Source organism: Corallococcus sp. M7, from assembly GCF_054512695.1.
In genome coordinates this window covers 2,605,470-2,626,713 of the sequence record NZ_CM137252.1, presented here as the reverse complement: position 1 = coordinate 2,626,713, position 21,244 = coordinate 2,605,470, and the positions used below count along the sequence as shown (strand labels likewise).

Annotated in this window: 17 protein-coding genes; 8 read left to right on the top strand and 9 right to left on the bottom strand. The window is 70.2% G+C overall.

The window, feature by feature from the left end; translation table 11 throughout:
- Window positions 1-88: 88 nt before the first annotated feature.
- A complete protein-coding gene (locus tag ACX114_RS10970; protein WP_459300122.1) occupies window positions 89-3,343 on the bottom strand; it encodes a DEAD/DEAH box helicase in 3,255 nt (1,084 codons plus the stop codon).
- 321 nt (window positions 3,344-3,664) lie between these two features.
- Between ACX114_RS10970 and ACX114_RS10965 the strand changes: the two genes are divergently transcribed.
- From ACX114_RS10965 to ACX114_RS10945, 5 genes are all read left to right on the top strand, one after another.
- The gene (locus ACX114_RS10965) at window positions 3,665-4,201 is read left to right on the top strand and encodes an adenine phosphoribosyltransferase (protein ID WP_459297356.1); all 537 of its coding nucleotides are present in this window, start codon (window positions 3,665-3,667) and stop codon (window positions 4,199-4,201) included.
- Between the two features lie 96 nt (window positions 4,202-4,297).
- Window positions 4,298-4,918: a TetR/AcrR family transcriptional regulator gene (locus tag ACX114_RS10960; RefSeq protein ID WP_459297355.1), complete on the top strand. Its 621-nt coding sequence runs from the start codon at window positions 4,298-4,300 to the stop codon at window positions 4,916-4,918.
- Window positions 4,918-5,415, top strand: a complete 498-nt coding sequence (coaD, locus tag ACX114_RS10955; RefSeq protein WP_459297353.1) for a pantetheine-phosphate adenylyltransferase — start codon at window positions 4,918-4,920, stop codon at window positions 5,413-5,415. Before ACX114_RS10960 ends, coaD begins: the two co-directional genes overlap by 1 nt.
- Window positions 5,412-6,158 carry an MBL fold metallo-hydrolase gene (locus tag ACX114_RS10950; RefSeq protein WP_459297351.1) on the top strand — a complete coding sequence of 249 codons (747 nt, stop codon included), beginning with the start codon at window positions 5,412-5,414 and terminating at the stop codon, window positions 6,156-6,158. The genes coaD and ACX114_RS10950 overlap by 4 nt, the downstream gene beginning before the upstream one ends.
- A 163-nt stretch (window positions 6,159-6,321) precedes the next feature.
- Complete coding sequence (locus ACX114_RS10945; protein ID WP_459297349.1) at window positions 6,322-7,911, top strand: bifunctional metallophosphatase/5'-nucleotidase; 1,590 nt, start codon at window positions 6,322-6,324, stop codon at window positions 7,909-7,911.
- A gap of 426 nt (window positions 7,912-8,337) precedes the next feature.
- Here ACX114_RS10945 and ACX114_RS10940 read toward each other — a convergent pair whose 3' ends face one another.
- From ACX114_RS10940 to ACX114_RS10930, 3 genes are all read right to left on the bottom strand, one after another.
- Window positions 8,338-9,117, bottom strand: a complete 780-nt coding sequence (locus tag ACX114_RS10940; RefSeq protein WP_459297347.1) for a YdcF family protein — start codon at window positions 9,115-9,117, stop codon at window positions 8,338-8,340.
- Between the two features lie 12 nt (window positions 9,118-9,129).
- Window positions 9,130-10,968, bottom strand: a complete 1,839-nt coding sequence (locus ACX114_RS10935) for a serine/threonine protein kinase (protein ID WP_459297345.1) — start codon at window positions 10,966-10,968, stop codon at window positions 9,130-9,132.
- Between the two features lie 61 nt (window positions 10,969-11,029).
- On the bottom strand, window positions 11,030-11,875 hold the full coding sequence (locus ACX114_RS10930; protein ID WP_459297343.1) for an NAD(+)/NADH kinase: 846 nt from the start codon (window positions 11,873-11,875) through the stop codon (window positions 11,030-11,032).
- A 121-nt stretch (window positions 11,876-11,996) separates the two neighbouring features.
- Between ACX114_RS10930 and ACX114_RS10925 the strand changes: the two genes are divergently transcribed.
- On the top strand, window positions 11,997-13,334 hold the full coding sequence (locus ACX114_RS10925) for a replication-associated recombination protein A (RefSeq protein ID WP_459297341.1): 1,338 nt from the start codon (window positions 11,997-11,999) through the stop codon (window positions 13,332-13,334).
- Window positions 13,335-13,377: 43 nt separating this feature from the next.
- Here the strand turns inward: ACX114_RS10925 and ACX114_RS10920 are convergent, their stop codons facing one another.
- The 3 genes from ACX114_RS10920 to ACX114_RS10910 all read right to left on the bottom strand — a co-directional run bounded on the left by ACX114_RS10920 (window position 13,378) and on the right by ACX114_RS10910 (window position 17,545).
- Window positions 13,378-14,850, bottom strand: coding sequence for a sigma-54-dependent transcriptional regulator (locus ACX114_RS10920; protein WP_206798313.1), 1,473 nt, complete (start codon window positions 14,848-14,850; stop codon window positions 13,378-13,380).
- Entirely contained in the window at window positions 14,847-16,427 is a 1,581-nt protein-coding gene (locus tag ACX114_RS10915) for an ATP-binding protein (RefSeq protein WP_459297338.1), read from the bottom strand. Before ACX114_RS10915 ends, ACX114_RS10920 begins: the two co-directional genes overlap by 4 nt.
- 167 nt (window positions 16,428-16,594) lie before the next feature.
- Window positions 16,595-17,545, bottom strand: a complete 951-nt coding sequence (locus tag ACX114_RS10910) for a GGDEF domain-containing response regulator (RefSeq protein WP_459297336.1) — start codon at window positions 17,543-17,545, stop codon at window positions 16,595-16,597.
- A gap of 137 nt (window positions 17,546-17,682) precedes the next feature.
- Here ACX114_RS10910 and ACX114_RS10905 point away from each other — a divergent pair, with 137 nt between their 5' ends.
- Entirely contained in the window at window positions 17,683-18,471 is a 789-nt protein-coding gene (locus ACX114_RS10905) for a glycosyltransferase family 2 protein (RefSeq protein ID WP_459300120.1), read from the top strand.
- A gap of 6 nt (window positions 18,472-18,477) precedes the next feature.
- Complete coding sequence (locus tag ACX114_RS10900; protein WP_459297334.1) at window positions 18,478-19,308, top strand: ChbG/HpnK family deacetylase; 831 nt, start codon at window positions 18,478-18,480, stop codon at window positions 19,306-19,308.
- A 70-nt stretch (window positions 19,309-19,378) separates the two neighbouring features.
- Here ACX114_RS10900 and ACX114_RS10895 read toward each other — a convergent pair whose 3' ends face one another.
- Together ACX114_RS10895 and ACX114_RS10890 are read right to left on the bottom strand one after the other, a co-directional pair.
- Entirely contained in the window at window positions 19,379-20,038 is a 660-nt protein-coding gene (locus tag ACX114_RS10895) for a class I SAM-dependent methyltransferase (RefSeq protein WP_459297332.1), read from the bottom strand.
- Window positions 20,035-21,174 (bottom strand): mannosyltransferase family protein, encoded by a 1,140-nt coding sequence (locus ACX114_RS10890; RefSeq protein WP_459297330.1) that lies wholly within the window; start codon window positions 21,172-21,174, stop codon window positions 20,035-20,037. The genes ACX114_RS10895 and ACX114_RS10890 overlap by 4 nt, the downstream gene beginning before the upstream one ends.
- Window positions 21,175-21,244: the final 70 nt, after the last annotated feature.

The following is a 21,244-nucleotide window of genomic DNA, read 5'->3' as shown; positions in this document are numbered from 1 at the left end:
GGTGTTCGGGTCGTGCGGACGGTGGGAGGGCGAGTGGGAGGGCGTGGCCTGTTGGCGCCACAACCATCTCCCACTCTTCAGGCCGACATCAGATTTCGGTGAACAGCTCCTGGATGTCCTGTTCGGTGAGGTTGCGGCCCATGTCGTCCCCGTCCGCGCCCAGCACGCCGGCGGCGAGTTCGCGCTTGCGGCGCTGGAGGCTCAAGATCTTCTCCTCCACCGTGCCGCGCGTGATGAGCTTGTAGCTGATGACCGCGCGCGTCTGGCCGATGCGGTGCGTACGGTCCGTGGCTTGATCCTCCACCGCGGGGTTCCACCACGGATCGAAGTGGATGACGTAGTCCGCGGCGGTGAGGTTCAAGCCGGTGCCGCCCGCCTTGAGGCTGATGAAGAAGAGCGGCGGGCCGTCAGGGCGGTTGTACTCGTCCACCTTGCCCATGCGGTCCTTGGTGCGGCCGTCCAGGTAGAGGTAGCGCAGGCCCTTCTTGTCCGCCTCCTGCTTCAAGAGCTCCAGCATCTCCGTGAACTGGCTGAAGACGAGGGCGCGGTGGCCCTCGGACACCAGGTCGTCCACCAGTTGCATGAAGCGCTCGAGCTTCGCGCTGGACGGCAGCAGCGTGCCGGGCGGCATCTTGAGCAGACGCGGATCGCAGCACACCTGACGCAGGCGCATCAGCGCGGCGAGGATGGAGACGCGGCTTCGCTTGAAGCCCACCTTCTCGATGGACTCGTTCACCTTGCGGCGGCTCTCCTCCAGCACCTCGCGGTAGAGCGCGGCCTGGCCGGGCTCCATCTCGCACCACGCGACGCTCTCCGTCTTCGGCGGCAGGTCCTTGGCCACCTCCGTCTTGAGGCGGCGCATGATGAAGGGCTGGATGCGGCGGCGCAGCCGGTCCTTCGCGGTGGCGTCGTTGGCCACCTGGATGGGCTGCTCGTAGCGGTCGCTGAAGCCTTCCGCGCTGCCCAGGAAGCCGGGCATCAGGAAGTCGAAGATGCTCCAGAGCTCCGACAGGCGGTTCTCCAGCGGCGTACCGGTGAGCGCGAGGCGCGTCTCGCTGGGCAGCGACTTGCACGCCTGCGCGGTGGCGCTGTCCGCGTTCTTGATGTTCTGCGCCTCGTCCAGGATGACGTAGCGGAAGCCCACCTGGGACAGTTGCTCCAGGTCGCGGCGCACCAGCGCGTACGACGTGAGCACCAGGTCCATGCCCTTCAGGTCCTCCGCGCGCTCGCGGCGGTCCTGCCCGTGCCACACCATGGCCTTGAGGCCCGGCGTGAAGCGCTCCGCCTCGCGCTCCCAGTTGGCGAGCACGCTCGTGGGCGCGACCACCAGCGAAGGCTTGCGGCCCTCGTCGTTGGCCACCTTCTGCATCAGGCTCAGGGACTGGATGGTCTTACCGAGACCCATGTCGTCCGCGAGGATGCCGGACAGCCCGTGGCGCCTGAGGAACCAGAGCCAGGACAGGCCCGCCTCCTGGTAGTGGCGCAGCGTGGCCTGCAGCCCTTCCGGCACGGCCACCTTCGGCACGCCGGAGGACTCGCGCAGGGAGAGCATGGCCTGACGGGCCTTGGCCTCCACCTCGGTGAACTCACCCAGGTCCGCGAGCAGGTCCAGGGCGACGGCCTGGTGCAGCGGCAGCCGCGTGCGCGTGCGGCCCGGCATGGCGCCGGCCTCCTCCAGGAGGTCCGCCACGCGCTTGATCTCCGCGACGTCCGCCTCCGCGAAGGAGCCGTCCTTCAGCGGCACGAACTTGCGGCCGGAGTCCAGCCACATGCGCACGGCGCCCAGGTCCACGGCCTGGTCGTCGGTGACGAACTCCGCGTCCAGGTCGAACCACTGCACGCCGCTCATGCCCACGCGGATGCGCGGCTTGAGCTTCGGGCGCAGCCGCACCTTGGGCGCCTGCACGCCGTAGCGCTCCCACTCCGCGGGCAGGCTCGCCAGGCCCCGCGCCCAGAACTCCAGGGCCACGTCGCCCGTCGCGTCGAACGCCTGCGCGGCCTGATCAAAGCGCAGGCCCAGGTCGAGCAGCAGCTTGCCCGCGGCGCGCTCCACCTCGTCGCGGCGGCGGTACAGCTTGCGCGCGTCCTCGCCCACGCCGCTGGCGTAGCCCAGGTGCGTGGCCGTGGGGGACACCGCCACCGTCGTCTGGCCGTACCTCGCGGCCAGTTGCACCTTCACGCGCTCGGCGGCGCCTTCCAGCGTGAGCACGAAGCGCGGCTCCACCGACTCGTCCACTTCGATGTCGTCCGCCTTCAACGACATGCGGAAGCGCGGCAGGTGCGCGGCGAAGAACGTCAGCACCCGGTCCAGTTGCCCGGACGGGAAGGCCATGGTCGGTTCCAGCAGCCACTTGCGCAGGAGGCGCGGCGGGAAGTCCGGCTCCACGGCGTGGAGGTTCTGCGCCTGGATGACGTACGTGCGCCGGCCCGCGAGCACGATGACGTCCTTGAGCGGGTAGCCCACGCCATCCGGGAACAGCAGCTCGATTTGCGCGGTGGCGCCGTCCGGACGCGACTCCAGGTGGATCTGCGGCCGCACGGGCTGGTCCATGTAGACGAGCGGCGTGCCCCGGTAGATGACCCGGCGCTGGCGCAGCAACTCCAGCACCTCGCACAGGTCCTCGTCGGAGAGGACGATGCGCGAGTCGTAGCGGTGCTCGTGGCGCGACAGCACCATGAAGATGCGCTCGTCCGCAGGCGCGATGCGGCTGCCCGCCTGGAGCAGGCGCTTCACGTGCACGGGGCCCTTGGTCTGCGCGTCCTGACGGCGCACGTCCACGACCCAGTGGCGGTTGTTGGAGCCGCCCGCCCCCGTGCTCGCGGGGGTGAGCCGGTAGAGGAACTCGTAGTCGGGCAGTGAGGACAGGCCCAGCCAGCTCTCCACCTTGGCGAGTGCGGGCAGGCTGACGCCTTCCATCCCCGGCGCTCCGCCTCCGGGAATCTCCTCGTCGTCCGGCCCCATGTCCTCGGGTTCGGGCGGAGGAGGCGGCGGCGCCGCGGCTTTCTGCGGTGGCGGCGGTGGCCGGAAGCGGGCCGCGTAGATGAGTGCCACGGCGACCACGTGCTCGCAATGCGGGCCCGTGGTGTTCCACACCGGGCAGGTGCAGGAGGAAACGACTTTTCCCTCTCCTGGAATCAGGGCCACGTCGTAGCGCTCGCCGGACGGACCCGCGACCTGCGCGCGGATGCGTTCGGGTTCACGCGTGAGGCCGAAGACGCGGCGGCCTTCGGCCACCTCGCGGCCTTTCTTGAACGTGGCGGGCTCGACCTCGGCCTTGAGGGCGCGGAGCCAGAGTCCGTCCTGGGGGGAGAGAGGGTCTCGGGTGTCAGCGGTGGTTTGCACGGCTTGCAAGGGCCCCAGACTCCTTGGTCGGGGGGAACCGCCTCGCTTAACACAGTGAGGGGATCCCCGCGCGCGGGAAAAAATACGGCGTCCGCCAGCCGATGCGGCCGGGCGGCGCGAAGCTGTGAGATCATCAACGTCCGCCATGCCCCGGTCCCGTCCCAGTCCGCCCCTCCTCCGGCCGTTGGCCCTGGGACTCCGCGTCCGGGCGCCCGCCAGGCCGGCTGTCACCCGGGCCGGGTACCCTTGAGTCCCAGGTCCACCCCGGGTGTCATCCCCCCGGGCTGAAAAACGCCGCCGTCCCCCTCGGAGCTCCACCCCATGTCCCTCGACCCCACGCTCGTCTCCGACCTCCAGGCCGTCCTGCGGGACGTGCCGGACTTCCCCAAGCCCGGCATCGTCTTCAAGGACATCACCCCCATGCTGGCGGACCCGCGCCTGTTCGGCCGGGTAGTCAACGCCATGTCCGCGCCCTTCCGGGGACAGCACATCACCAAGGTGGTGGGCGTGGAGTCGCGCGGCTTCCTGCTCGGCGCCCCCATGGCGCTGACGCTGGAGGCGGGCTTCGTGCCCGCGCGCAAGCCCGGCAAGCTGCCGCACAAGTGCATCGTGGAGCGCTACTCGCTGGAGTACGGCGCGGACGGCGTGGAGATGCACGAGGACGCCATCCTCAAGGACGAGCGCGTCCTCGTGGTGGATGACGTGCTCGCCACCGGCGGCACCGCCGACGCCACGGGCCGGCTCGTCAGCCGGCTGGGTGGGCAGATTGTCGGCTACAGCTTCCTCATCACGCTCGACTTCCTCGAAGGCGCGAAGCGGCTGGGGCCGGACAAGGTGACGTCCGTCCTGCGCTTCTAGCCCTCAAGCCCGGCGTCACTGGACTTCAGGTCCGGTTGACGCCCGCGCCGGCCCTGTTTATAAGTTGGTCACACAACCTAGAAACAAGACCTCGCCATGCCTCGTCCCTCCAATACCGAAGCGCGCCGGGAACAGATTGTCGCCGGGCTGCTCAAGGCCATGGCCGAGCGCGGCTACGAGGGCGCTTCCGTGGCGGAGATCGCCCGGGCGGCGGGCCTGAGCGCGGGGCTGGTGCACTACCACTTCGAGGACAAGCAGGAGATTTTGCTGACCCTGGTGCGCTCGTTGGCCGCGCGCGCGCGGCAGCGCTTCGCCACCCGCGCCACGAAGCTGGCCGCGGACGATGCGCGCGGGCGGGTGGAGGCGTTCGTGGACGCGTTCCTCGCCACCGGGCCGGACGCGGACGTGGCGGCGGTGGCGGGCTGGGTCACCATCAGCGCGGAGGCCATCCGGCAGCCGGAGGTGCGCGCCGCCTACGAAGAGGTGGTGCGCGCGGACCTGGAGCAGTTGGAGGCGCTGGTCGCGGCGGTGGTGGGCAAGCGCCGCGCGCGTGCGCTGGCCGCGGGCCTGTTCGCCGCCATCCAGGGTTACTTCGTGCTGTCCGCGAGCGCACCCGGACTGGTGCCCTCGGGCTCCGCGGCGGGCACCGTGAAGCGCATGGCGGCGGGCCTGTTGGACGCGGCGACTTCTTCTTCACCGGACCGTGAGGTGTCGTGATGACCATCGCCATCTATGCAGGCAGCTTCGACCCCGTGACGGCGGGACACCTGTCGGTGGTGCGGCAGGCGGCGCGCCTCTTCAGCCACGTCGTCGTGGTGGTCGCGGTCAACCCGAACAAGCGCACGCTGCTCACCGCCGAGGAGCGCATGGCGCTCATCCGCGAGGCCGTGGCGAAGCACCCCAACGTCTCCGTCACCTTCACCGAAGGGCTCATCGTGGAGCTGGCGCGGGAGATTGGCGCGAGCGTCCTCTTGCGCGGCGTGCGCGGCGCCACCGACGCGCAGTTCGAGACGGAGCTGGCGCAGATGAACCGCGCTCTCGCGCCTGAGTTGTCCACCCTCTTCCTACCCGCGGAGGCGCACCTGGCGGAGGTGTCCAGCAGCGCCTTGAAAGAGCGCCTCACGCGTGGCGAGGACGTGTCCGCCTTCTGCCCTCCCGCCGTCGCCGCGAAGCTGCGCGAGCGGCTGTCCCCTTCCCTCCGGAGCCATCCATGAGCCTGTCCTTCATTCCCCTGGGCGTCGGTGATGCCTTCTCCGCGCTCCACTACTCGTCGTGCCTGGCCCTGGAGGCGGAAGGACAGGTGCTGCTCATCGACTGTCCGCACCCCATCCGCAAGATGATGCGCGAGGCGTCCGACTCCTCCGGCGTGCACCTGGACGTGGAGCGCGTCAGCGCCGTGGCCCTCACGCACCTGCACGCGGACCACGCCTCCGGATTGGAGAGCCTGGCGTACTTCTCCTTCTTCGTGCTGCAGCGGAAGATGGAGCTGCTGGCGCATCCGAGCGTCACGCGCCGCCTCTGGGAGGGCCACCTGGCCGCGGGCATGGAGTGCCTCATCGAGCAGCAGGGCGCGGGGCCCAACCACAAGCACTTCGAGGACTACTTCACGCACACGCCGCTGCACCTGGAGCGCGCGGTGAAGCACGGCCCGTTCGAAGTCGAGTGCCGCTTCACCTACCACCACGTGCCCACCACCGCGTTCCGCATCCGCGCCGGGGGACGGTGCCTGGGCTACAGCGCGGATACGGCCTTCGACGAGGGGCTCATCTCCTGGTTGTCCGAGGCGGACCTGGTCATCCACGAGACGAACTACGGCGTGCACACCCCGTACGAGAAGCTGGCGGCGCTGCCGGAGGCGACTCGCGCGAAGATGCGCCTCATCCACTATCCGGACCTGTTCGACTCGAGCGGCAGCGTGATTGAGCCGCTGGTGCAGGGCCGGCGCTACACCGTCTGAGGACGGAGCGTGCGGCCGGCTGGATGCCCTTCATCCTCCGGGAAGAAGGGCTTGGGGCTTGCGCGTTGCGCCATGTCCGGTCCGCTCGCCTTCATGCGCCGAGTGCGCTAGGCCGAGACGGGTTGGCGCTCCCCCTGTGTCCCTGCAAGAGAACGACTTTCCGATGATGAAGAAGACCGTGAGCACCTGGGCGGTGCTGCTGCCGCTCGCAGTGGTGCTGGCCACTCGTTCAGCCGGGGCCGCCGAGCCGACGCCTCCCGCCGACACCGTCCGCCTCACGATCCTCCACCTCAACGACGTCTATCAATTCCAGCCCACCGCCCAGAACCGGGGCGGCCTGTCGCGCGTGGCCACGCTCAAGCAACAGGCGCTGAAGGAGTCGCCGCACGTCCTCACGCTGCTGGCGGGTGACACGATCTCACCCTCGGTGGAGTCCTCCGCGGAGGTGGCGGGCGAGGCGCTCAAGGGCAAGCAGATGATCGACGCGTGGAACGCGCTCGGTCTGGACTACTCCACGGTGGGCAACCACGAGTTCGACTTCGGGGACGACGTGCTGCGCGCGCGCCTCCAGCAGTCGCGCTTCCCGTGGCTGGGCGCCAACGTGATGAGCGTGAAGTCGGGGCAGGTGTTCGACGGGCTCAAGGCGTGGGACCTCCGCGACGTGGGCGGCGTGAAGGTGGGCATCTTCGGCGTGGTGCTGCCGGAGACGCAGACCTCGTCCAAGCCGGGCAAGGACACGCGCATCACGCCGTACTGCGAGGCGGCGAAGCGCTCCGTGGACGAGCTGCGGGCCGCGGGCGCGCAGTTCGTGGTGGGGCTCACGCACCTGGCGGTGGACCAGGACCGGGAGCTGGCGAAGTGCGTGCGCGTGGACCTCATCATCGGCGGGCACGACCACGACCGCGTGGAGGAGACCGTCGCGGGCACGCCCATCTTCAAGCTGGACGAGGACGCCATCGACCTGGGCCGCGTCACGCTGGACCTGGATGCGAAGACGGGCGCGGTGAAGAAGCTCGCGTGGAAGGTGATTCCCATCACCGCGAAGACGCCGGACGACGCGGCGTTCGATGAGCAGATGAAGCCCTACGCGCCGCTGCTGGCCACGCTGGCGGAGCGGGTGGGCCGCTCGCCGGTGACGCTGGATGCGCGCAGCGCGCAGAACCGGCTGGGGGAGACGAACCTGGGCTCGTTCCTGGCGGATGCGTTCCGCGAGGCGATGGGCGCGGACGTGGCGCTCGTGAACGGGGGCGCCATCCGCGCGGACCGGGTGCTGCCCGCGGGGACGATGACCCGGCGCGAGCTGTACTCGCTCATGCCCTACCGCAATGAGTTGGTCGTCCTGGAGGTGACGGGGGCCACGCTGCGCGCGGCGCTGGAGAACGGTGTCAGCCTGAGCGGCCCGGACGCCAAGCCGCCCGGCCGATTCCCGCAGGTGTCCGGCCTGCGCTTCACCTACGACCTGCGCAAGGCGCCGGGCGCGCGGGTGACGAAGGTGGAGGTGAAGGGCAGGCCGCTGGACGACGCGGCGAAGTACCGGCTGGCCACGCTGAGCTTCGTGGCGCAGGGCAACGACGGCTACGCGATGTTCAAGGACGTGCCCGTGCTGCCCGCGAGCACGACCGTGTCGCCGTGGGATGCGCTCGGCAAGGCCTTCAGCACCGGCAAGCCCGCGCCCCGCGCGAAGCCCCAGGGCCGCATCACGGTCATCGGAGCACCCAAGGGCGGCCTGCGCGCGCAGCCGACGATGAAGTAGCTCGCGGGCTGGAGCACGCTCCCCTCCCGGGCGCGACTTCCGCGAAACCTGTCCGACTGTCGGACAGATTCGTGCTGGAGGCTCTCACCGGACGCGACTGCTGCAAAACCTGTCCGACTGTTGGACAAGTTCGTGATGAAGGCGCTCGCGGGGGCCGCCTTGCGCCGATTCGGTCCGACTGTCGGACAAGCCCGTGCTGGTGGCGCTCGTTGGAGCCACCTTGCGCCAACTCGGTCCGACTGTCGGACAAGTCCGTGCTGGTGGCGCTCGTTGGAGCCACCTTGCGCCAACTCGGTCCGACTGTCGGACAAGTCCGTGCGGGAGCTGCTTACCGGGCGCCTTGCGCCAACCCAGTCCGACTGTCGGACAGGTTTTCGCTGCGGGGCACCGGCAGCAGCGCAGCGGGTCCGCGAGTCCCCTGCCGCGCTACCGCCAGGGCGCGGTCCAGCCTCGGGCCCGGTAGACGATGCGTCCCGCCAGTTCGCGCAGCATGTCCGTGCTCTGGTTGAGCGCTCCCGAGCGCGGCAACCAGCTCAGCTTCGCGGGGGGAATCGTCGAGGAGCGGAGGTCCACCGCGAGGGTGTCCGCGCGCAGCCCCACCGCCGCGAAGCAGCCGGCCGCCCTGGGCAGGTGCGCGGCGCTTGTCACCAGGAGCAGTGACTTCCAGCCGTGCTGGCGCACCAGCGGCTCTGACTCCAGTGCGTTCTCGCGGGTGTTGCGGCTGCGCCCCTCCTTCACGATGCGCTCGGGCGCGATGCCCCAGTGCTCCAGTTGCGCGGCCAGCACGTCCGCCTCCACCACCGCCTCCGGCCTTGCGTCCAGGTTGCCGGCGGTGATCAACACCTGACGTGCCCGGCCGTCGCGCAGCAGCTCGAAGGTGCGCATCATCCGCTCCGGCGCGGCGTTGTACTCCGGCTGCCCCGAGCGCTCCGTGGCCGCCGCGTCCAGCCCTCCGCCCAGCAGGATGACCGCGTCGTAGACGGTGTCCGGCCGGTACGTGCTCACCGCGTCCGCCTCCGTCGCGCGCGTCAGCAGCGCCACCGTCGGCTCGATGGAGAACACGTACAGCACGGCCAGCGCCAGAAGCTGGGACACCACCGACACGCGCTTCCACCGGCGCAGCAGCAGCCCCGCCACGCCGAACAACAGCGCCCAGGTGAGCGGGGACAGCAGCAGGTCCAACACCTTCGACAGGACGAGGAACATCGCAGCGCGCCGCTACCGACCCGACCGGGACTTGAGGTACTGCCGGGCCTCGGCCGCGCCGGCCCCTCGCGGCCGCAACTGCAGGTAGCGCCGGTAGTGCTCCACGGCCACGCCCGCCCGGGCCGTCCGCGCTCCTACCCGCCCCATCCCCAGATGGCACTCCGCTGCCGTCTCCAACAGCCTCAGGCACGTCCCGAACTTCCCGCTGGCCTGCCCCGGCTTGCCCGCCACGAGCAGCTCCACGCCCAGCGTGTACTCCGCCCCCGCGCCCGGGGACTGCGCGATCCAATCCAGCGCCTCCCGCGATTCGCTCTGGGCGTTGACGCTCGGCACACCCTTCCGGCTGCCCGCCTTCTGCGGCTCCGGCACCCGTGCGTCCACCACCGGCTCCGGCGGAGGAGGCGGGGGCGGCAGCCGCTCCAGCGTCACCTGCACGCGCTCCGGCACCGCCGCCTGCGACACGGTGGTCGACCACGGATGGTGCCCCACGTAGCGCAGCTCCAACTGGTGCGAGTCCTCTCCTGGAGCGACCTTCAGCACCGTCGGCGTCATCCCGACGTACTTGCCATCCCAGCGCACCTCCGCGCCCGGAGGCACCGACACCACCTGGAGATCGCGCCCCGGCGCTTCCGACATGTCGGGCAGCACCGCGCGCCCCACGAAGAAGATCGCCGCCGCCGCGATGATGGCCGCCCAGACCCAGCCGGGCACTCCCGCGCCCATGTCCGCCGCGGGGCTTCCGCCCACCAGCGCCCCGGGCACGTGCTCCTCCGGGAACGCCTCGGCGTGCGCGCGGTGCACCGAGGACGCCCGCTCCGGCTCGTCCATTCCCGCCGGGCCACCCTCCCCCGTCCACACCGCCACCTGGCGCAGGAAGGACTCCGGAATCCGCGGCGGCTGACCCGCGAGCTTCATCTCCTCCTCGAACAGCCAGCCCATCAGGTGGCGCAGCGTGGACGCGGGGAACAGCGGCGCCCGGTACGCGAGCCACTCCGCCAGCGCGCGCTGGAAGTCCTCCGCGCTCGTGAAGCGATCATCCCGCCTCAGCGCCAGCGCGCGGGACACCAGCGCCCCCAGCGATGGATCCAGGTCCGGCACGTGCGCATGCGGGGGCGTCAGGTCACCCGTGGCGATGCGCTCCATCACCGAGGCCTGGTCTCCCTCCGCGGGCCTGCGGCCGGTGAGCAGTTCGAAGAGGACGACGCCCGCCGTGTACACGTCCGAGCGCGCGTCCAGCGCCTCCGCTCGCGTCTGCTCCGGTGACAGGTAGAGGAACTTGCCGCGCACCACGCCCGCGTCCGTGTCCTGCCGCCCGGCCCACTGCGCCTTCGCGATGCCGAAGTCGGTGAGCTTCACCTCGCCCTCGTAGCTCACCAGGACGTTGTCCGGAGACACGTCGCGGTGCACCAGCCCCAGCGAGCGGCCCTCGTCGTCGCGGCGCGTGTGCGCGTGGTGCAGGCCCTTGCAGACCTCCACCATCAGCTGCACGGCCAGCGGCGCCGGCAGGTGCGCCACCCCCTTCAGCTTCAGGCGCTTGAGCACCTTGGACAGGGGCTGCCCGTCCACCCACTCCATGGCGAGGAAGTACTCCCCCTCCTCCTGCCCGAAGTCGAAGACCTGGACGATGTTGCCGTGCGACAGCCCCATGGAGATGCGCGCTTCGTTGAGGAACATCCGCACGAAGGCGGGGTCCTGCGCGTACGGGTCCCTCACTCGCTTGATGACCACGGACCGGGACACGCCCTCCGCCACGGTGTAGCGCGCGCGGTGCACCACGGCCATGCCGCCCGCGCCCAGGCGCTCCTGCAGCTCGTACTTGCCGAAACGCGTCCTGTGCCCGCCCGTTGTCACGGGCCGGACGCTACCCCACCGCTCACCCCCGAGGGGAGCCCCACCCCAAGGGCCCGGAGGCTCAGCGCTCGCCCCAGTGGAGCTTCTGCCGGAGGATGGTGAAGAAGGCCACGCGCGGGTTGCGCACCAGGCCCACGCGGTTGGGCGAGCGCACCACTTCGATGCAGTCCCCGCCCTGGAGCGAGTGGCCCGTCTGCCCGTCCAGCGTGAGGTACGTGTCCGCCGTCTCGCTCTTCAGCGTGACGCGGATGGTGCGGTCCGCCGGCACCACGATGGCCCGCTGGGTCAGCGCGTGCGAGCAGATGGGCGACAGGATGGTGCAGTCCACCGACGGGTGCACGATGGGACCGCCCGCGGACAGCGAGTACGCCGTGGAGCCGGTGGGCGTGGCCAGGATGATGCCGTCCGCCTTGTACGTGGTGATGGGCACCCCGTCGATGGACGTCTCGTGGTCCGCGATGCGCGCGAGCGCGCCCTTGTTGATGACCACGTCGTTGAGGACTTCGTCCTCGATGAGGACCTTGCCCCCGCGCAGCAGCCGGCAGGACAGCTTCATCCGCGAGTCCACGTGGAAGTTCCCCGCCAGCACGTCATCCAGCCGGCTGAAGAGCTCCTCCACGGACACCTCCGTCATGAAGCCCAGGCTGCCCAGGTTCACGCCGATGATGGGCACGTTGCGTCCGCCCAACAGGCGCGCCGCGTAGATGAGCGTGCCGTCACCGCCCAGCACCACCACCAGGTCCGCGCGGGCCGCCAGTTCCCGGTCCTCGATGCGCGGCCAGTTCAGCGCATGCGCCAGGGCACGGTCCGCCAGCACCGTCAGGTTCGGGTGGCGCTGTTGAATCTCCGCCGCCAGGGCCACGGCCTGCGGGGTGTCTCGCTTCGCGACGATGACCAGGGTCTGCACGCCCCCCGGGTTCTAGTCCAGCCGGCCAACCGTCCTCCGCAGGAAAATGACGCACCTGCTCGGCCCTGGACATCACAAGGGGGCGCGACAGGGCGGACGGGGCGCTAGGTTTGGAGGCCCCATGGACCTCTTCGACCACGCCAGCCAGAAGGAACAGGCCGTCCTGGCGCCGCTCGCCGAGCGCATGCGCCCCACCTCGCTCAGCGAGTACCTGGGCCAGGAGCACCTCACCGGAGAGGGCCGCTTCCTGCGCCGCGCGCTGGAGAGCGACCAGGTGCCCAGCCTCATCCTCTGGGGCCCGCCGGGCACCGGCAAGACGACGCTCGCCCAGCTCATCGCGCGCTCCACCGGCGCCGCCTTTGAAACGATGTCCGCCGTGCTCGCGGGCGTGAAGGACATCCGCGAGACGGTGGCCCGCGCGCAGGACCGCTGGAAGCTCCAGCGTCAGCGCACGCTGCTCTTCATCGACGAGATCCACCGCTTCAACAAGTCGCAGCAGGACGCGCTGCTGCCCCACGTGGAGAAGGGCACCGTCACGCTGATTGGCGCCACCACGGAGAACCCGTCCTTCGAGGTGAACGCCGCGCTCCTGTCGCGCTGCCGCGTCATCACCCTGCGCGGGCTGGAGCAGGAGGAGCTCATCGCCGTCATGCGCCACGCCGTCGCGGACCCCCGGGGCCTGGGCGGCAAGGTGACGGTGGACGACGCGGCGCTGGAGTTCATCGCGGACGCGGCGGGCGGCGACGCGCGCAAGGCCCTCACCGCGCTGGAGGCCGCGGCGGCGTACGGCCGCACGGCGGTGGACCGCAAGGTGGCGGAGGAGGCGCTCCAGCAGAAGATGCTGCTCTACGACAAGGGCGGCGAGGAGCACTACAACGTCGTCAGCGCGTTCATCAAATCCATGCGCGGCAGCGACGTGGACGCCGCGCTGTACTGGATGACGCGCATGCTGGAGGCGGGCGAGGACCCCGTCTTCATCTTCCGCCGCATGGTCATCTTCGCGTCGGAGGACGTGGGCAACGCGGACCCGCGCGCGCTGGGCGTGGCGGTGGACGCGCTGAGGGCCTTCCAGCTCATGGGCCTGCCGGAGGGCACCCTGCCCCTCACCCAGGCCGTGACGTACCTGGCGCTCGCGCCCAAGTCGAACGCCGTCATCGCCGCGTACGCGGCCGTGCGCGAGGCCGTGACGAAGGAGGGCGCGCTGCCGGTGCCCATGCACCTGCGCAACGCGCCCACGAAGCTGATGAAGTCGCTGGGCTACGGCGGCGGGTACAAGTACCCGCACAACTTCGAGGGCAACTACGTCCCGGAGGACTACCTGCCCGAGGCGCTGCGCTCGCGCTGCTTCTACACCCCGACGCGCAACGGCTTCGAGGCGGAGCTGTCCGAGCGCTACGAAGCCATCCAACAGCAGCTCGCCGCACGGCGCAGCGAGCGCGAGCCCGGGGAGGACGGCTGAAGCGTCGTCACTCCCCGAGGGGCCCCGTCAGGACACGGCGTCTTCAGGACACCGCTTCAAGGACGGGGCCCGGGCCGCTGTCCGAGTCCGGGCCCTTGGGCGAGCGCGGCTTCATGCTGCGGCCGGCCACCTCGTACTGCTTGAGCAGGCGGCGGAAGTTGGAGCGGTCCACACCGGCCGCGCGCGCCGCGCTGGACACGTTGTGGTTGTTCTTCTCCAGGAGCGCGGAGAGGTAGCGGCGCTCGAAGGCGCGCATGGCCAGGCGCTTGGCCTGGGCGTACGGCAGGTGCGCCAGGCTGAACACCTCCACCGCCGAGTCGGCCTGGGGCGCGGCCTGGAAGCCGGGCGGCAGGTCCTCCACGTCAATGGCGTCGTTGGCCGTCAGCACCACCGCACGCTCGATGACGTTCTCCAGCTCGCGCACGTTGCCCGTCCACCGGTTGCAGGTGAGCGCCTCCATGGCGCGCGGGCTGATGCCGGTGACCTTCTTGTCCGCCTTGGCGGCGTAGACCTTGAGGAAGTGGTGCGCGAGCAGCGGCACGTCCTCCGGGCGGTCGCGCAGGGGCGGCAGGTCGATGGTGATGACGTTGAGGCGGTAGAAGAGGTCCTCGCGGAACTTGCCCTGCTCCTTCGCGCGGGACAGGTCCACGTGCGTGGCGGCGATGACGCGCACGTCCACCTTCACGGGCTCGTTGGCGCCCACGCGCTTGACTTCACCCTCCTGCAGGACGCGCAAGAGGCGCACCTGGGTGGCCGGGGGCACGTCGCCAATCTCGTCCAGGAAGATGGTGCCGCCGTCGGCCGCCTCGAAGAGGCCCTTCTTGTTGCCGGTGGCGCCGGTGAAGCTGCCCTTCACGTGGCCGAAGAGCTCGCTCTCCAGCAGCGTCTCCGTCAGGGCGGAACAGTTGACGGCGACGAAGGGCTTGTCGCGGCGCGCGCTGCGGTAGTGGATGGCGCGGGCGACGAGCTCCTTGCCCGTGCCGCTCTCACCCTGGATGAGCACCGTGGCGGTGGAGTGGCTGACCGTCTCCACCAGCTTGAACACGGCGCGCATCTGCGAGGACTGACCGATGAGGTCCTCGAACTGGCTGCGCGCGGTGAGCGCCTCCTCCAGCGCGCGGGTGCGGTCCTTCAGCGCCTTGCGCTCGGCGGCCTTGGCCACCGTGAGGCTGACCTCGTCGATGTTCTCGAAGGGCTTGGTGAGGTAGTCGTACGCGCCCGCCTTCACCGCCTCCACCGCCGTCTCCACGGTGGCGAAGGCCGTCATCATGATGACCTCCACGTCCGGGCGGTCCGCCTTGATGGCGCGCAAGAGGTCCATGCCGGACAGGTGCGGCATCTTGATGTCGAGCACGACCACGTCGATGGACGGGTCCTTGGCCGCCGCGAGCCCCTCCACCGCGTCGTCGATGGCAACGACCGGGTGGCCTTCCCGCTGGAGGATCTGGGTGACGGCCTTGAGGACGACGGAGTCGTCATCCACAACGAGGACCTTGGCGCGCTTGACTTGGTTCACGGCAACCTCTCGAGCTGCAGGGGAATAGGCAGGTAGACGGTGAAGCGGGAGCCCTGACCCACGTGGGTATCCACCTGGAAGGTGCCCCCGTGGTCCTGGACGATGCGATAGGCGATGGACAGCCCCAGGCCGGTGCCCTCGCCGGGCGGCTTGGTGGTGAAGGACGGCTCGAAGATGCGCGGCAGGTGCTTCTCCTCGATGCCCGAGCCGGTGTCCGTCACCGCGAAGAAGGTCCGGTCGCCCTCGCGCCCCGTCTCCAGGGACAGGCGCCCCTCCGCGTTGGGCAGCGCCTGGAGGCCGTTCTGCAGCAGGTTGAGCACCACCTGCGCGAGCGTGCCGGGGTCTCCGTACACCTTGGGCAGCCCGTCCTTCAGGCCCAGCTTCATCTCCACCTTGGGCATGGACTTGAGCTGCGCGCGGAAGAGCACCGCGGCGTCCTCCACGCACTTGGACAGATCAAAGAGGCGGCGGTCCTCCACGCGGCTGTGCCGGCTGAACTTCAGCAGGCTCTCCACGATGCGCTTGCAGCGCAGCGCGCTCTCTTCAATCAGCTTCAGCGACTCCAGGTCGCTCTCACTGCGGCCCGCGTCGCGGGACATCAGCTGCGCGAAGGCGAGGATGCCGCCCAGCGGGTTGTTGATTTCGTGCGCCACGCCGCCCGCGAGCTGGCCCACCGCGGCCATCTTCTCCGTCTCGATGAGCCGGCGCGTCATCGCCTGCTCCTCGGTGACGTCGCGGTAGGTGCACACCGCGCGGTCGTCGCCCGCGAACGGGTACGCGGCCACCACGTAGCTGCGCCCGCCCTGCTGCACCTCGCCGCGAGCGCCCTTGCCCGTCTCCATGGCGGAGGGCAGCGGGCAGCCCGTGCACGGCGTGTCCCGGCCGAAGAGGTACTGGTGGCAGGGGACGTCGGAAGGCACTTCTTCGATGGAGCGGCGGGCCACCTGCGCGTAGGCCACGTTGGCCCGGCGCACCGCGAAGTCCCGCGCGCGCACCACCGCGAGCGGCGTCTCCATGCAGTCGAAGGACAGCTCCCACTCGCGCTTGGCCGTGGAGAGCAGGCGCGTGCGCAGCGCGACGCGCTCCTCCAGGTCCGCGTTGAGGTGCTTGAGCTCCGCGTTCTGCTCCTGGGTGACGCGGTAGAGCCGGTCGTTCTCCGCGTGGAGCGCGTACTGCTCGAAGGCGCTCTTCACCGTGAGGACCAGGTGGCTGTCGTTCCAGGGCTTGGAGATGAAGCGGAAGATCTCCGAGCGGTTGATGGCCTCTTCGATGGCCTGCTGATCCGCCTGCCCCGTCAGCATGATGCGCTGGGCGCGCGGCGCCTGGAGCTTCACCTGGGTGAGGAACTCCACCCCGTTCATCCCCGGCATGCGGAAGTCGGAGATGACGACCTCCGGCTGGAAGCGCTCCAGCGTGCGCAGGCCGGCTTCGGCGTCCGTCGCCGTCTCGATGTCCCACTCACCGCGCCGCAGCACCCGCCGGATGGACTTGAGGATGTTCTCCTCGTCGTCCACGAGCAGCAACCGGCCGCGGGCGACCGGGTCCTGCGCCTGCGCTTGAGCTCCGAGGGTTCCCATGAACTTTCCGGGAATAGACATTTGCAATGGCCTTGCCAAACCGGAGATTTGGATAAACCCCGGCAATCACGCCCTTTTTCAATGGCATGACAAAAAGGGGCAAGGTCATTGTAGACCCACCGGACCCAATGGGGTCAAATGCGACCCCGGGTTTTTGACCCTCTGGGTCAGCCGGCCCTTGAGGGCGGCGTGGAAAACAGGGGGGCGGGAGGGTGCAGGCAGATGCGGTCGCGACCCTCCCGCTTGGCGCGGTAGAGGGCCTCGTCGGCGGTGAGCAGCAGCTGCTCCGGGGTGAGGATGGCGCGGTGGGGGAAGCTGGAGACGCCCAGGGACGCGGTGACGCGCAGCGCGCCCTCCGGGCCCGCGTGCAACTCGTTGATTCCCTTGCGGATTCGCTCCGCCACGGTGAGGGCGCCGGGCAGGTGGGTGCAGGGCAGGAGGATGGCGAACTCCTCTCCGCCGTAGCGGGCCACGAGGTCCGTCTCACGCACGCTGTGCTGGAGGGAGGCCGCCACCTCTCGCAGGACGCGGTCCCCCGCCCCGTGGCCGTGGGCGTCATTGATGTTCTTGAAGTGGTCCAGGTCCACCAGGATGAGCGACAGGCTCTCGTCGTAGCGCTGCGAGCGGCGGAACTCCTCGCGCAGCCGCTCCTGGAAGTAGCGGTGGTTGTGCACCTGGGTCAGCCCGTCCGTCACCGCCAGGCGCCGCAGCTCCTCCACCTGGGAGTGAAGTGACCTCAACCGCGAGTGCGTCTCCAGGCTCCGGTAGAGCCTCAAACGCAGCTCTTCGTCGTCCCATGGGGTCAAAATCACCTCAGCCCCCCTCCGCAGCGCGGCCAGGCGCAGGGCGCGATCCTCTTGAGGTGCAAGGACCACCACGGCAGGTCGGGGCGCCGGTTGTGGTGGGGTGAGGGCCTCCAGGAGGCCTTGGGCCTGCGCCCCGTCGAGGCCGCCGGAGCAGAGCAGGACGCCGTCTACCTCCTGGGTCAGCCCCAGCGCCTCCGGCCCGGACCGGGCGACACGGAGCGCGAAGTCCTCCGGGCCGAGTGTGCGCACCAGCTGCGGCAGCAGCGCCTGCGAATCATCCACGACCAGAAGTGTGTAGGGCTGGGTTTTCACCGTGTCCCCATAAAATGATGGCTACGCGGTACTATAAGGGTTTCCCGTAAGAAGGGCCAAGAGGTTTGCCAGCGAGGGGGCCCTCTGCTAGCGAGCCCGCGTTTCCTTCCTGACGGAACGCGCGCGACATGACGACCGTGGCCAAGTACCCGAGCATCAGCCTCTTCTTCCCCGCCTGGAACGAAGAGGACTACGTGGAGCGCGCGGTGAGCCGCGCACTGGAAGTGCTGCCGAGGCTCACCGACGACTTCGAGATCATCGTCGTCAATGACGCCTCCACGGACCGGACCCAGGAGGTCTGCGACGCGCTGGCGGCGAAGGTGCCTCAGCTGCGGGTCATCACCCACCCCGTGAACCTGAAGCTGGGCGGCGCGATGCGCACGGGGCTCGCGGCGAGCACGAAGGACCTGGTGCTGTACTCGGACATCGACCTGCCGTGGGACATGCGCGAGCTGGAGCGGGCGCTGCACCTGATGGACTACCTGGAGGCGGACATGATCTGCGCCTTCCGGTTCGACCGCACGAGCGAGGGCGCCAAGCGCATCGTGTACTCGTTCGTCTACAACCTGCTCATCCGGGCGCTGTTCGACATCCAGATCAAGGACGTGAACTTCAGCTTCAAGCTGATGCGCCGCCAGGTGCTGGAGTCGATGGAGCTCAAGAGCCAGGGCTCGTTCATCGACGCGGAGCTGGTGGTGAAGGCCATCCGCAAGGGCTTCCGCGTGTTCCAGATGGGCGTGGACTACTTCCCGCGCACGCGCGGCGTCTCCACGCTGGCGTCGCCGTCCGTCATCCTGAAGATGGTGAAGGAGCTGGTGAGCCTGTACCCGGAGACGCGCTCGCCGTCCCCGACGGCCAGGCCGGTGCGCCTGCCGCCGTCCGTGCAGCCCTTGCGTTCGGTGCCGGGCCAGGCGGGGCGCGGGTAGGACGCCATGCGCACCCGCCTCATCGTCAACGCGGACGACCTGGGCCTGCACCCGTCGCTGGACGCGGGCATCCTCAAGGCGCACCGCGAGGGCATCGTGACCAGCGCGACGCTGCTGGCCATGGGGCCTTCCGCTGCGGAGGCCGTGGGCCTGGCGCAGGCGCAGGGGTTGGCGGTGGGCGTGCACCTGGCGCTGTCCACGCGGCTTCCGTGTGCTGCTCCCGCGGAGGCCGTGCGGACGGTGGCGCCGGGCGGGCGGCTCATGGGCAACTGGGCGGAGTTCGCGAAGGCGTGGATGACGGGGCGGGTGCGGAGAGAAGAGCTGGAGCGGGAGCTGTCCGCGCAGCTCGCCCGCGCGCGGGAGCTGGGCGCGAAGGTGGACCACCTGGACGGGCACCAGCACCTGCACCTGTTGCCGGGGGTTCGGTCGGTGGTGGAGGGCATCGCCGCGCGCGAGGGCCTGCCCCTGCGGTGGCCGGATGCGCTGCCTCGCGCGTCGTGGCTGCGGGCTCCCGGGCCGGCGTTGAAGACGACGGTGCTGGCGGTGCTCGCGCGCACGGCGCCTCGGGCCCGGTCGGGCGTGCGGCGGGTCAGCGCTGGGGGCGTGTTCGAGGCGGGCCGGCTGAATGAGCCCGCGCTGCTCGCCGTGCTGGACTCGCTGCCGGCGGGGGACTTCGAGCTGGGGTGCCACCCCGGTGAGGGGGCTCCGCGGGTGCCGGAGGATCCGGCGTGGACCTATGGCTGGGAGGCGGAGCTGGCCGCGCTCACCAGTCCCCGCGTGAAGGCGAAGCTCGTGGAGCGGGACATCACGCTCGCGAACTACGGCGAGCTGGGCTGACGGGCCGCGGGAAACCTGTCCGACAGTCGGACAGGTTTGGAGGCGGCCCGCCACGCACGCGTGGGCTTCTTCAGCGGGCCTCGGCGTCGTAGAGCAGGTGGGGCGTGGTGTAGCCCGCGCCCAGGCCCACGACTTCGCGTACTTCAAAGCCCGCGTCGCGCAGGAGCCGGACTCCGTCGACTCGCGGCTTGAGGACCATGCCGCCGCTGGCCTTGGTGCGCCCCAGGAGCGACACCATCACCCACTCCTGCGCGAGCGCCTTGGCGTGCTTCCAGGAGCGGTCGCCCTCGACTTCCTTCAGGAGGAAGCGGCCTCCGGGCTTGAGCAGGCTCCGCACGGACTGGAGGAAGCCGGGCCACTTCTCCTCGGGCAGCAGGTACAGCACGTCGCAGACGACCACCGCGTCCAGGGTGTGCGGCTGCGTCTTCGCGAGCTCCTCCACGGAGCCCACGTCGAGCGTCACGTTGGGCAGCCCCGACAGGGCGTGCTTCGCCCAGTGCACCTTGCGCTCGTCCAGGTCCACTCCGAGCACCCGGCGCTCCGGCACCGCGAGCGCCATCACCGCGGACAGCAGGCCGTGCCCACAACCGATGTCCGCCACCGTCCCGGAGGGCAGGCGCGACGCCACCGCGAGCAGCGGGGCCGAGGACGCCCGCGCGTGCACGTGGAAGCGCTCGCTCGCGGGCAGGTGCGCGTAGAGCTCCAGCGCCTGGGACATGAGACCGCTCATGACACGTACTCCGCCGCTCCGTACGCGGCCGCCAGCGCCAGCATCACGCAGGCGCTGGTCGCGAGCACGCCCCATCTCACGCGCGGCCGTTCCTGGAGCAGCAGCGCCAGCGTGAGGAACAGCGGGAAGGCGGCCAGCAGGTAGCGCCCCATGCCCATGAAGTCCTTGCTGGACAGGGCGGGCAATCCCACGATGGCCAGCGTGTACACGCCATAGCCCCACCCCAGCCGCTTCGCCGTGGGCCACACCAGCGCCAGCGCCCCCAGCGTGACGGCCGCGTGCCCCACCAGCCGGAAGCCGTCCGACAGCGACATGTCCCGGCTGAAGCCCTGGAACCAGCGCAGCTTCGCCCACGTGCGCCAGCCCGGCTTCTGGTCCCACCCCGGCGCGGACTGCACCTTCACGAACGCGAACGGCTCTCCGAACGCCTTCCACTGGTAGAGCACGTACAGCACGAAGCCCGCCGCCGCGAACACCGGCAACAGGTCCATCAGGTTCCACTTCAGGCCGCGCTCGTGCTTCCACTCCAGCCGCCGCGCCAGCAGCCCCACCACCAGCGCGGGCGCCACCGGCCGCGCCGCCGTGGCCACCGCCGCGAGCAGCACCGCCCACCCCAATTGCCCCCGCTCCAACAGCAGGAACGCTCCGATGATGAGCAACAGGAACAGCGCGTCCGAATACATCGCCCCGTAGAGGAAGAACGCGAACGGATAGAACGCCAGCAAGAGCCCCGCGTTCCTCGCCGCTTCTTCATCCGCCCGCGTGCGCGCCCACAGCGTGAAGACGTACAGCGCGCCCAGGCCGCACAGCATGGTGACGAGCACGCCCGCGAGGAACGTGTCCACCTGCAAGAGCCCCAGGCCGCGCAGCACCAGCGGGTACAGCGGGAAGAACGCCACCGAGCTCTGCTGGCCGGGCGTGTAGCTGTAGCCCGACTGCGCGATCTGCGCGTACCAACCGGCGTCGAAGTGCGTCCAGCCCAGGAGGAGGGGCGCACCCGGCCACGTCAGCCGCGCGGGGCTGTAGCCCTGCGGGAACGCCATCGCGGACAGCGTCACCAGCGCGGTGCATACCGCCAGGGCGGCGAGCCCGGCGGTCAGGACAACACGAGGAGCGGAACGGACCATGCGGGTCATGCCCTTGGTCCAGAACCGCCCCTCGCGTCAAGTCAGGTCCGGAAACGGGGAGAGGACCGCGAGCCCTCCC